This window comes from Pseudomonas sp. SWRI68 (assembly GCF_014269165.1).
GTDB lineage: Bacteria > Pseudomonadota > Gammaproteobacteria > Pseudomonadales > Pseudomonadaceae > Aquipseudomonas > Aquipseudomonas capeferrum.
The window spans coordinates 402,796-414,526 of record NZ_JABWRU010000001.1; the positions used below are offsets into that span (position 1 = coordinate 402,796).

At 66.1% G+C, this 11,731-nt stretch carries 11 protein-coding genes; 7 read left to right on the forward strand and 4 right to left on the reverse strand.

Translation table 11 applies throughout. The features are described 5' to 3' along the window. Window positions 1–28: 28 nt before the first annotated feature. The 3 genes from tatC to tatA are packed head-to-tail and all read right to left on the reverse strand — an operon-like array spanning window position 29 to window position 1,292. Window positions 29–772, reverse strand: coding sequence for a twin-arginine translocase subunit TatC (gene tatC / locus HU770_RS01770; RefSeq protein WP_186654264.1), 744 nt, complete (start codon window positions 770–772; stop codon window positions 29–31). Continuing rightward, window positions 769–1,059 (reverse strand): Sec-independent protein translocase protein TatB, encoded by a 291-nt coding sequence (tatB, locus tag HU770_RS01775; RefSeq protein ID WP_186654266.1) that lies wholly within the window; start codon window positions 1,057–1,059, stop codon window positions 769–771. The genes tatC and tatB overlap by 4 nt, the downstream gene beginning before the upstream one ends. Beyond that, window positions 1,059–1,292, reverse strand: coding sequence for a twin-arginine translocase TatA/TatE family subunit (gene tatA / locus HU770_RS01780; protein ID WP_033700993.1), 234 nt, complete (start codon window positions 1,290–1,292; stop codon window positions 1,059–1,061). Before tatA ends, tatB begins: the two co-directional genes overlap by 1 nt. Before the next feature lie 146 nt (window positions 1,293–1,438). On the opposite strand from tatA, the gene gspK reads away from it, so the two are divergent. Beyond that, window positions 1,439–2,404, forward strand: coding sequence for a type II secretion system minor pseudopilin GspK (gene gspK / locus HU770_RS01785; RefSeq protein ID WP_186662946.1), 966 nt, complete (start codon window positions 1,439–1,441; stop codon window positions 2,402–2,404). A gap of 78 nt (window positions 2,405–2,482) precedes the next feature. On the opposite strand, the gene HU770_RS01790 is transcribed toward gspK, so the two are convergent. Continuing rightward, the gene (locus HU770_RS01790; RefSeq protein WP_186662947.1) at window positions 2,483–4,558 is read right to left on the reverse strand and encodes a PhoX family phosphatase; all 2,076 of its coding nucleotides are present in this window, start codon (window positions 4,556–4,558) and stop codon (window positions 2,483–2,485) included. Window positions 4,559–4,782: 224 nt separating this feature from the next. Between HU770_RS01790 and HU770_RS01795 the strand changes: the two genes are divergently transcribed. Genes HU770_RS01795 through gspG form a run of 6 tightly spaced genes read left to right on the forward strand, consistent with a single transcriptional unit; the run spans window position 4,783 to window position 11,730 of the window. Next, window positions 4,783–6,423 carry a lipoprotein UxpA gene (locus HU770_RS01795; protein WP_186662948.1) on the forward strand — a complete coding sequence of 547 codons (1,641 nt, stop codon included), beginning with the start codon at window positions 4,783–4,785 and terminating at the stop codon, window positions 6,421–6,423. Then, the gene (locus HU770_RS01800; RefSeq protein ID WP_095064066.1) at window positions 6,420–6,845 is read left to right on the forward strand and encodes a pilus assembly protein PilZ; all 426 of its coding nucleotides are present in this window, start codon (window positions 6,420–6,422) and stop codon (window positions 6,843–6,845) included. Before HU770_RS01795 ends, HU770_RS01800 begins: the two co-directional genes overlap by 4 nt. A gap of 21 nt (window positions 6,846–6,866) precedes the next feature. Then, the gene (gene gspD, locus HU770_RS01805; protein WP_186663049.1) at window positions 6,867–8,624 is read left to right on the forward strand and encodes a type II secretion system secretin GspD; all 1,758 of its coding nucleotides are present in this window, start codon (window positions 6,867–6,869) and stop codon (window positions 8,622–8,624) included. Further along, on the forward strand, window positions 8,624–10,072 hold the full coding sequence (locus tag HU770_RS01810; protein WP_186654287.1) for an ATPase, T2SS/T4P/T4SS family: 1,449 nt from the start codon (window positions 8,624–8,626) through the stop codon (window positions 10,070–10,072). The genes gspD and HU770_RS01810 overlap by 1 nt, the downstream gene beginning before the upstream one ends. A gap of 3 nt (window positions 10,073–10,075) precedes the next feature. Next, on the forward strand, window positions 10,076–11,278 hold the full coding sequence (gene gspF / locus HU770_RS01815) for a type II secretion system inner membrane protein GspF (RefSeq protein ID WP_186662949.1): 1,203 nt from the start codon (window positions 10,076–10,078) through the stop codon (window positions 11,276–11,278). Between the two features lie 17 nt (window positions 11,279–11,295). Continuing rightward, window positions 11,296–11,730: a type II secretion system major pseudopilin GspG gene (gspG, locus tag HU770_RS01820; RefSeq protein ID WP_033700983.1), complete on the forward strand. Its 435-nt coding sequence runs from the start codon at window positions 11,296–11,298 to the stop codon at window positions 11,728–11,730. Window position 11,731 lies beyond the last annotated feature (1 nt).

Here is an 11,731-nt window from a genome sequence, read left to right on the forward strand (position 1 = left end):
CCGGGGCCGCGGGGCATCAGCGCCTCGCTCAGGGGTGGGCAGCGGGCTTGTGCAATGCCCCGCACGCCAACAACCCCACCTCGAACAGCACCCACATCGGCACCGCCAGCATCGTCTGCGAAAACACGTCCGGCGGCGTCAGAATCATCCCCACCACAAAACAGCCGACGATCACGTAGGGCCTGCTGCGCCTGAGCGTTGCGACATCCGCTAGCCCCACCCACACCACAATGAACGTCGCCACCGGGATCTCGAAGGCCAGCCCGAACGCCAGGAACAGCGCCATGATGAAGTCCAGGTACTGGCTGATGTCGGTCATCATCGCCACGCCATCGGGCGTCACGCTGGCGAAAAAGCCGAACATCATCGGGAACACCAGAAAGAACGCAAACGCCATGCCGGCATAGAACAGCAAAATGCTCGACACCAGCAGCGGCAGGGCAATGCGCCGTTCGCGGCGGTACAGGCCCGGCGCCAGAAACCCCCACGCCTGGTGCAGCAACAGCGGCATGGCGACGAACAGCGCGCACATTGCGGTCAGCTTGAAAGGGGTCAGAAAGGGTGAGGTGACACTGGTCGCGATCATGCTGGCGCCTTCCGGCAGGAAGCGGCGCAGCGGTTCGGAGATCAGTGTGTAGAGGGGCTGGGCGAAGGGGAACAGCCCTGCGAATACCAACGCGACCACTGCCAGGCAGCGCACCAGGCGCTTGCGCAGCTCGCGCAGGTGCTCGGTCAGCGGCATAGCTGCCGCAGGGTCCATGGCGAGGCTCATGAGGCATTCTCCCTGGGCACTGGGACGGTTGCCGGGTCATTGGCCGGTTGTGCGGCAAGGCTGATGCCCTGGCGAATGTCCTGCTCAAGGCGCTGCAGGGGCTCGCTGTCGAAGTTGGGCAACTCGATCTCCCGTTCCATCTGTGCGCGCAGGCCCTGCATGGCCCTGCGTGCCTGGCCCAGGCCGCGCCCGAGCGTACGTGCCGCAACCGGCAGCCGCTCGGGCCCGAGCACCAGCAGTGCGACGATGCCAACCAGCAACAACTCGCTGAAGCCTACCTCGAACATCAGGCCTGACGGTCCGTTTGCGACTGCGCCGTAGCCTGGCCGGCCAGCGGTGCCTGCTGCTGCACCTGAGCCGGGCCGGATGGGTTGGCTTCGTTGTCACCGCCCATGGACTTGCGAAACCCTTGTATGGCTTCGCCAACATCGCTGCCCAAGCCCTTGAGGCGCTTGGTACCAAACAGCAGGAATACGATCATCAGTACGATCACCAGTTGCCAGATGCCAATGCCACCCATTGCGACCACTCCTGTAAGGCCATGAAAAGGAAGGGTAATCCTGCCTCGCGTAGATGACGCGAACATGACGGAAGGGCGATTGCCATCTACCTGCAACAACTGGCGTGTTGACTGGCGCTTTTACGGGCCATGAGAGGCGCACGCGGATGGGCGGCAGACGACAGCAGGGCGCGGCCCTGCTGATGGTAATGGTGGTGTTGGCGATGCTCGCGGCAGGTATGGCCTGGCTGGTGGAGGATGGCCGGCGCCAGGTTGATGAAGTGCGCCTGTTGCACCAGCGGGTGCAGGTGCGGGCGATGGAACAGGCCGGCCTGGCCTATGCCGAGCAGGCGCTGCGCGACCCGGCCTGGCGGCTTAGTCCGTTGTTCTGGCAGGCGTTGCGTGGGCAGCCGCTGAACTACGACTTTGGCGCAGGCCAGGCGCAATTGCAGGTACGCGACCAGCACGCCTGCTTCAACGTAAACGCTTTGCTCGGTGCCGACGGTGAACGTGCCGAGCGCCAGTTGCGCCGCCTGCTGGGCGATGACATGGCGGCCGAGCGCCTGGTCGACGGCCTGGCCGACTGGCTCGACAGTGACAGCGATGCGCGTTTGCAGGGGGCCGAGAGTGCCCAGTACCTGCGCCAGCAACCCCCGCGCCTGGCGGCCAATCAAGCGATGCTCGACACCAGCGAGCTGAACCTGCTGCTGGAGCCGGACGCCACGCGCCAGCGCCGCTACCCGATGCTGTGCGCCCTGCCGCAGACCACGGGCTGGCGCTTGAACGCCAATGCCCTGGGGTTGGAGCATCTGCCGTTGCTCGATGCCCTGTATGAGGGGCGGTATCCGCGTTCGCTGCTCAGCCGCATCGTCAGTGGCCGGCCGGCATCAGGCTATGTGGATGCGGCGGCGCTGCGCCAGGCGTTGGGGGCGGTGGATGATGAGACGTTCGAACGGTTGAGCGAAGGGTTGCTGCTCAACAGTGGGCACTTTGTGTTGCAGCTGTCGTTCGAGGAAGAGGGGCGGGTGATGCGCAGCGCGTTTCAGGTCGAGGCGCTGGGGGTGGTGCAGTGGCATGCGCGGGTGCCGGCGCAGCAGGTGCGGGTGAAGAGTCGTGAGCCGATACTCTGGTAAACCTCGCCGGCCTCTTCGCGGGCTTGCCCCGCGAAGAGGCCGGTACAGCCAGCGCGAGGCTGACGGCCCGGCGCCTGGTCAGGCGGTGCCGATCTCCCCGCCATCATCACGCTGAATCACCACGGTCGAAGCCCGCGGCCTTACCGTAGCCCCCGCCGGGGTAGCATCGGTAGCCTTGTCGGTATACGGCCAGTTCTCCGGATGCTGGATGTTCACGAACATCGATTTGTTGTCCGGGCTGAAGGCAATCCCCGTCACCTCGCAGCCGTTCGGCCCAACGAAGAAACGCCGCAGGTCCACCTGGTTCTGCGCGTTGACTGGCACCTGTTTGCCCGTGGCATCCACCAGGTCCGTCGGGATCACCGCCAGCAACTGGTCGTTGGTGTAATCGGTCAGGGTGCTCTCACCGTTGTCGGTCTCGAACCACAACACGCCACGGCTATCGAAACTCATGCCATCGGGGCTGGCGAACTGGTTCAGCTCGGTCAGCCCGGAGCGGTTGATGTCGGCGGTGCCGGCAGCGTTGGCGCCAAACACGAAAATGTCCCAGGTGAAGCTCAGCTGATCGTCGCTGTCGTGCCAGCGGATGATGTGGCCGTGACGGTTCGGGCCACGCGGGTTGGCGGCGTCGACTTTTTCCGGGGTGCGCGCGCTGTTGTTGGTCAGGGTCAGGTAGACATCGCCATTGAGCGGGTTGACTGTGGTCCATTCCGGGCGGTCCATTGGGGTCGCGCCCACGGCATCGCCCGCACCGCGAGTGTTGAGGATGATACCCGGCAGGTCACTGTACAGCGCGCCAAGGGTGCTGCCGCCGGTGGTGGCAGTGGCCACGTCGAGCAGCAGCCACACGCCTGTGCCGTCGGCATTGAAGCGGGCCACGTAGAGCTTGCCTTGGTCCATGTACTTGGCCCCGGTGGCCAGGCGGTCGGCCGGGCTTGCGTCGGCGGCGTCCCACACGGCGGTGGAGACGAACTTGTACAGGTACTCGTTGTTCGAGTCGTCGCCCATGTACCACACCAGCGGTTTGCCAGCCACCGGCAGGCCCGGGCAGCAGCCTTCGTGACGGAAGCGCCCCAGTGCCGTCCGCTTAGTCGCCAGGGTGGCGCTGTTGTACGGGTCGATTTCGACGATGTAGCCGTAGGTGCTGGCTTCGTTGCGGTAGTCGTCGGTGGCGCTGGCGCCTTTGACGGTGACGTCGAAACGGGTGAATTCGTCGGCTACTTCGGTGCTGTCACCGGCAGCGCTTTCCCATTTGTACTGGCCGCTGGAGGTGCCCACGCCGATGCGGCGCTGGTCTTCGGGGCGGGTGCCCTTGTTGACGAAGATGCCCGGCCAGTTCTCTTCACAGGTCAGGTAGGTGCCCCATGGGGTGTAGCCGTTGCCGCAGTTGTTGTTGGTGCCGCGGCAGTGGGTGCCGGCGCTGGAATACTTGGTCTTGACGTGGTCGGTGCCGCGCAGCGGGCCAGTGATTTCCATGCGCGAGGCGGTGGTGAAGCGGCGGTTCAGCGGGTCGTTGTCGACCACCTGCCAGCGCCCGCTGACCTTCTGCAGGCGCACCACGCCAGCGCCGTGGGCGTTGATCTCTTTGCGGATCTCTTCGGCCGGGCGCTTGCCGTTGGCATCTAGGGTGGGGCCAGCTGGGTGCAAGGCGGCAGCATCGATGTACTCGAAGTTGATCGCCAGCAGGCCGTCTTCGGAGCTGCCATTGATCGGGAAGAAGTGCATGCCGTCGTGGTGCATGCCCATGGCATTGGCCTGGTCGGCCGAGGTGTTGCTGCCATCGGACTTCCACGGGCTGGCATTGCTGTTCAGCGGCGTGCCCCAGGGCGCCAGCACGTAGGCGCTGTAGCCTGCGGCGACGACACAGGCATCGGTGCGCGAACCTGGGATGGACTGGAAGCCCAGTGCCAATTTCGGGACTTCCGGTTCGGTAACAGGTGGCTCCGTCACCGGTGGCTCGGTGACAGGATCATCGTGATCGGAACCACCACCGTCGAAGCAGCCTGTCAGGCCGGTACCGGCGATCATGGCGATGGCGGCGCCCAGGCTGCCACGCATGATGCTGCGGCGGCTGAGGTAGGCGTCCATGACGTTGGCCATCGGCATATTGCCGCTGTGGTTCCGGTCCAGGTTGTCGCCGGTATCTCGACTCATCAGGGTGTCCTTATGTTTGGCTGAGTTGAAGGAAACCGCGACTTTAGAGCGCAAGTGTGATGATTCCTTGGCAGAAATGTTAACGAGTGCTTAAAACTGTCGGTTCTTAGATATGTGTCCGACAGATCAATTTGGAATTGCTGTCGGATTTCTGCCATCAAACTGTCATGCGAACGCCGCAACATCCGGGCCCAACGTGAACGTGGATAAGGATGGCGGGTTCGATGGCAAGCAGTGTTAACAGGCGCGAAGTGATCAGTTGGATGGGTGTCGGTGCCTTGGCACCGTTGCTCGGCGCCTGTTCCGCCTTGCCGGGGCCGCGCGGTGGCAATGCCCGCCTGGACTTGCTCTATGTCGCCGACACCCTCGATGCCCGCCAACCCGGCCGGGCTGTGGTCCCGGCGACGCGCCTGGGGCCGGTCAGCCACCTCGGGCGTGCGCCGTGGATGACCGGTGCCAGCGCCAGCATCGCCTTTCCGCAACTGGCGCCACTGCTCGATGCCGGCCGGGCCGACGAGGCCAACCTGGGTGGCTATGCCGTACTCGGCGCATTGCTGGAGCAACTGCGTGGCGAGGCCGGTGCAGGCAACAGCTTGACCCTGGAGAACGGCCAAGGTTGGAATGGCAGCGGCCTGGCCTACCTGACCCAGGGTGAAAGTGGCGTGCAAGGCAGCCAACTGCTGGGCAGCGAAGCGCGGGTCAGCAGTGACGAGCGCGTGCTCTGGCCACAGCGCAGCGCAGCACTCTACCGCCAGGCGTCCGCCACTACGCTTGGCGCCGGGCTCGCTGACGAACAACGCCAGGCCCTTGGGCTCGAACCCCTGCAGCTGTTCGAACGGGGCGGCGCGCGCATTGCCGTGGTCGGTGTCACCGACCCTTACGCGCAAGACCAGAAAGCCTCCCTCAAACAGTGGTATCAGGCCTTGCTGCCGGTTTTCCAACAGGCCCGGCGCGAGGCCGACCTGGTGGTGGCCCTGGCCGATGTCGGTACCGGGCCGGGGCTGTGGCTGGCTGAACGGCTGCCGGCCATCGACCTGTTGCTGTGCGCACGTGGCCAGGACCTGTGGCCAACACCGGTGCAGGCCACCCAGGCCAGCGGCCGCCGCGTGCCGGTGCTGTTTGCCGGCTGCCGGGGCAGCGGTGCGTTTCGCTTGCGCTGCCAGCAGGTGGCGGGGCAATGGCAGTTCGAGGGGCGCTTCTTCCCGACGTTCGAACAGACGCTTTCACCGGCAGCACAGGTGCGTGCCGGGCAATTGCGGGCGCAGTTGAACCAACAGCGCGCCGGCCACGCGGCGTGGCTCGATCAACCGCTGGCCCGCGCGCCCCAGGCGCTGTGGCGGCGTGACACCCGTGGCGGCAGCTGGGACCGCCTGCTGCATCAGGCTTTGGCCGATGACGGCAGCCTGCCGGTGTTGCTGCCGGGCCTGCGTTACGACTGCCCGTTGGCGGCAGGTACAGCGATTACCCGTGAGCACCTGATCAGCCTGACCGGCGGTTACCCGGCCCCGGTGGTCGAGGCTCCGGCCCGGCAGGTCGAGCAAGTGCTGGAAAATGCCGCGGAACAGCTGTTTGGCGACCCGTTGCTGCTGGACAACAGCCAGGACCTGCCGCGCTGGCAGGGCCAGGCCTGGCAAGTCAGCTACAGCCCCCAGGGCAAACGCATCAGCGGCCTGCAGCCGAGCGAGGGGTTGTGCCGCACGTTTGGCCTGCAGTTCGCGTCGCAGGCCGGCGAGCCGCTCTGGCAGCGGGTAGAGGCCTGGCTGGCACGGCAGGCGCCTGACTGGCAACTGACAGCGCTGCAATGGCCCGAAGTGCGCTATGTGCAGGGCCACCCAGGCTGGCACCCCCGGCAGATGGCTTCGTGAGCTTCGCTTCGCGGCTGATCACTGGTGGCTGCCTGACCCTGGCCGGCTGGCTCGCTGCACAGTGCGTGTTGCAACTGGGCCGCCAGCCACAACCGGCCAGCCGCTCGCCGGCCACCGAGACGCAACTGCCGGGGTTGATGGTCGGCCACTGGCAGGCACCCGTCGACGACGGCGCGATCGTCATCACCCGTTTGCCCTTGCACTACCTCGGTGGCCTCAAGGCCCAGCCGTTGTCGGCCAGCGTGGTGGTGCTGCGCTACGAACAACAGGTGCGCACCCTGGCCCGCGGCCAGCGCCTGGCACCGGGGATCGTGCTGCAGGACATCGACAGCGATGGCCTGATTTTCAATAACCAAGGGCGGCGTGAACGCCTGCCCTGGCCGCCACGCCCCGCCGTGACCGGCCTCAAGCGGCAAGGATGAACGATGCCTGTTAAATACTGCATGGCGGCTGCACTGAGCCTGGCCTTGGCCGTGGGCCTGCCGGTTGCGAGCGCCGAGGAGCCGGTGTTCGATGACGACGGCACGCCGATGTACGAGGTGAACTTCGTCGACACCGAGCTGGGTGAATTCATCGACAGCGTGTCGCGCATCACCGGTACCACGTTCATCGTCGACCCGCGGGTCAAGGGCAAGGTCACCGTGCGCACCGTCGACCTGCACGACGCCGATGCCATCTATGACATCTTCCTCGCCCAACTGCGCGCCCAGGGCTACGCCACCGTCGACCTGCCCAATGGCAGCGTGAAGATCGTCCCCGACCAGGCGGCGCGCCTGGAGCCGGTGCCGGTGGAGCCTGCCGGGCAGCAGGGCGAAGGCAGCGACAGCGTGGCGACCCGCGTATTCAATGTGCGCAACGCCGCCACCGAGCAGGTGCTTGGCATACTCAAGCCATTGATCGACCCACGGGTTGGGGTGATCACCCCGTACCCGGCGGCGCACCAGTTGGTCGTCACCGACTGGCGCAGCAACCTCGAACGCATCGCCAGCCTGCTGCATCAGCTCGACCGCCCCAGCGAGACGGCGGGCAGCAGCAGTACCCAAGTCATCTACCTGCGGCACGCCACGGCCAGTGAAGTGGTCAAGGTGCTGCGCGGGCTCAGCCAGGAAGGCATGGCGCCGGCAGAAGGCGTGGCCGAGGGCGAAGCCAAGGACCGGCCGGTGATGGCCGCCCCCGGTGGCTCGGGCATTCGCCTGGAATACGAAGAGGGCACCAACGCTGTAGTCATGGTCGGCCCCGACAGCGAGCTGGCCGCCTACCGTGCCATCGTCGAGCAGCTGGATATCCGCCGTGCCCAGGTGGTGGTCGAGGCGATCATCGCCGAGGTGTCCGACAGCAGTGCCCAGGAGCTGGGTGTGCAGTGGCTGTTCGCCGACGAGAAGTTCGGTGCCGGTATCGTCAACTTCGGCAGCAACGGGGTGAACATCGCCAACATCGCCGGTGCTGCCGCCAGCGAAGACACCGAGGCACTGGGCAAGCTGTTGTCTGCCACCGCCGGGGCCACTGCCGGCATCGGCCACTTCGGCGGCGGTTTCAACTTCGCCATGCTGGTCAATGCGCTCAAGGGCAAGAGCGGCTTCAACTTGCTGTCCACGCCAACCTTGCTGACCCTGGACAACGCCGAGGCGTCGATCCTGGTTGGCCAGGAAGTGCCCTTCGTCACTGGCTCGGTGACGCAGAACAACGCCAACCCCTACCAGACCATCGAGCGCAAGGAGGTCGGGGTCAAGCTGCGGATCAAACCGCAGATCAACATCGACAACAGCGTGCGCCTGGACATCGTCCAGGAGGTCTCGTCGATTGCCGACTCCAGCGCTGCCAGCGATGTGATCACCAACAAGCGTGAGATCAAGACCAAGGTCATGGTCGAAGACAACGGCCTGGTGATTCTGGGCGGCCTGATCAGCGACGAGCTGAGTACCAGCAACCAGCGCGTACCGCTGCTGGGTGACATCCCCTACCTGGGCCGCCTGTTCCGTTCCGACGCCAGCAAGAACACCAAACAGAACCTGATGGTCTTCATTCGCCCGCGCATCCTGCGCGATGGGCCGAGCCTGGCCGGGCTCAGCGAAGGCAAGTACCGCACCCTGCAGCAGACCACCCCGCTGCAGTTGCCGGACCTTGCCGGTGCTGAAGGCGCCACGCCGCTGCTGCAGGTGTTCCCCGCCAGCCGGGCGCGCCTGGACGGCGGTAACTGGTGATGCTGCCCTATCGGCTGGCACGCCAGGCAGGCCTGGCCATGACCCCCGCGCAAGACGGCTGGCAATTGTGGCTGCGCCGCGACGCTGACAGCGAGGTGTTGCAGGAGCTGCTGCGGGTGCATGGCCAGCCCGGTGCGCTGGCCTACCTGGAGCCCGCAGCATTCGACGAACAACTGGCACAGCTGTATCAGGGCGGCGATGCGGCCACCGCAGCGCTGATCGAAGGTATCGGCGACCAGGTCGACCTGGACAGCCTGATGAGCGAGATGCCGCGCATCGAGGACTTGCTCGAAAGCGATGACGAGGCGCCGGTGATCCGCCTGATAAACGGGCTGTTCGGCCAGGCCTTGCGCCTGCGTGCCTCGGATATCCATATCGAGACCTTCGAACAGAGCCTGGTGGTGCGCCTGCGGGTCGACGGCCACCTGCGCGAGGTGCTGCGCCCGCCGCGGGCGCTGTCGGCGATGCTGGTGTCACGCATCAAGGTCATGGCGCGGCTGGACATCGCCGAGAAACGCCAACCCCAGGATGGCCGCATCACCTTGCGGGCGGCAGGGCGCGAGGTCGATGTGCGGGTCTCGACGCTGCCGGGCATTCACGGTGAACGGGTGGTGATGCGCGTGCTCGACAAGCAGGCCAGCCTGCTGGCGCTGGACAACCTGGGCATGCCGGCCGCCGTGCTGCAAGGTCTGCGCAGTTGCCTGGCGCGGCCCAATGGCATCGTGCTGTCCACCGGCCCCACCGGCTCGGGCAAGACCACCACGCTGTACGCCAGCCTCAACAGCCTCAACGATGGCAGCCGCAACATCCTCACCGTCGAAGACCCGGTGGAGTACGCCATCGCCGGCATCGGCCAGACGGCCATCAACCCACGCGCCGGGCTGACCTTTGCCAGTGGCCTGCGCGCAATCCTGCGCCAGGACCCGGATGTGATCATGCTCGGCGAAATCCGTGACCAGGAAACCGCACAGATAGCTGTGCAAGCCAGCCTCACCGGCCACCTGGTGCTCTCGACCCTGCACACCAACAGCGCAGTGGGGGCAGTGACCCGCCTGCGTGACATGGGCATCGAACCCTTTCTGATCGCGTCGTGCCTGCGCGGTGTGCTGGCGCAGCGCCTGGTGCGGCGGCTGTGCCAGTGTGCGGTGGCGCAGCCGCTGCAAACCGCCGAACGTGACTTGTGGCCCGAGCTGTGTGCGCTGGGCAGCAGTTACCACGCCGTCGGTTGCGAGCACTGCCAGGGCAGTGGCTATGTCGGGCGCCTGGGCCTGTACGAGTTCATCGAGCTGGACGCCGGCCTGATCGCGCTGCTGTACGACGGCGCCAGTGAGCAAGCCATGCAGGATTACCTGGCCGACCGTCGGCGCAGCCTGGTAGCCATGGCCAGCGATTGCCTGGCGCGTGGCGAGACCAGCCTGGCCGAAGTGTTGCGCGTGGTGCAGGGCTGAGCCATGCCGACCTATCGTTATCAAGCCGTCGACCTGGCCGGCAAGACCCACAAGGCCTGCCTGCAGGCCGACAGCGAGCGCCATGCGCGCCAGCTGTTGCGTGACCAGGGCCTGTTCGCCCGCCAGTTGCAGCGCCACGAGGCAGGCGTGCGGCAACCCCGCCGCCAGCGCCTGAGCCGTGCGCAACTGTGCGAACTGACCCGCCAGTTGGCGACCTTGACCGGCGCGGGGATCCCCTTGGTCGACGCCCTGGCCACCCTCGAACGGCAATTGCGCCAGCCTGCCTTGCACAGCGTGCTGGTGGCCTTGCGCGGTTCGCTCGCCGAAGGCCTGGGGCTGGCGCGCAGCCTGGCCCGCCAGGGGGCGCCGTTCAGCGGCCTGTACTGTGCGCTGGTCGAGGCCGGTGAGCGCTCCGGGCGCCTGGCCCAGGTGCTCACGCGCCTGGCCGATCACCTGGAGCAGGTGCAACGCCAGCAGCACAAGGCGCGTACTGCATTGATCTACCCCTGTGTGCTGATGGGGGTGTCGCTTGCCGTGGTGATCGGCCTGATGACCTTCGTGGTGCCCAAGCTCACCGAGCAGTTTGCCCACGCCGGGCAGAGCCTGCCGTTGATAACCGCCTTGCTGATCGGCCTGAGCCAGGGGCTGGTGCACGCCGGGCCCTGGTTGCTGGGCCTGGCGATGCTGCTGACGCTGCTCGGTGGCTGGCTGCTGCGCAAGCCGCACTGGTGCCTGCGCCGTGATGAGTTGCTGTTGCGCCTGCCGCGTGTGGGCGGCCTGTTGCAGGTGCTGGAAAGCGCGCGGCTGGCACGTAGCCTGGCGATTCTCAGCAGCAGCGGCGTGGCCCTGCTCGAAGCCCTGCAGGTGGCCACCGAGACAGTTTCCAACCGGCGCATCCGCCTGGCCATGGAGCAGGTGCGCCAGCAGGTGCAGGGCGGCACCAGCCTGCACCGCGCGCTGGATGCCTGCCAACAGTTTCCGCCGTTGCTGGTGAACATGGTCGGCAGCGGCGAGGCCAGCGGCACCCTGGCCGACATGCTGGAACGGGTGGCGGACGACCAGGAGCGCGGTTTCGCCCGCCAGGTGGACACCGCCATGGCGCTTTTCGAACCGCTGATGATCCTGGTGATGGGCGCCGTGGTGCTGTTCATCGTGCTGGCGGTGCTGCTGCCGATCATGCAACTCAACCAGGGCCTGCAATTGTGAACACAAGGAGTACTTCCATGCAGCATCGTCGTAACCGTCAGCGTGGCTTCACCCTCATGGAGATCATGGTGGTGATCTTCATCATCGGCCTGTTGATCGCCGTGGTCGCACCCAGTGTGCTGGGCAACCAGGACAAGGCCATGCGGCAGAAGGTCATGGCAGACCTGGCCACACTCGAACAGGCGCTGGACATGTACCGGCTGGATAACCTGCGTTTTCCCAGTAACGAGCAAGGCTTGGCTGCGCTGGTGAAAAAGCCCGAGCAGGCGCCGCTGCCGCGTGCCTGGCGCAGCGATGGCTATGTGCGCCGCCTGCCGCAAGACCCATGGGGGACGCCGTACCAGTACCGCATGCCTGGCGAGCATGGGCGCGTTGATGTCTATTCGCTGGGTGCCGATGGTGTGCCTGGCGGCGAAGGGCAGGATGCCGACCTGGGTAACTGGGCGCTGTAAG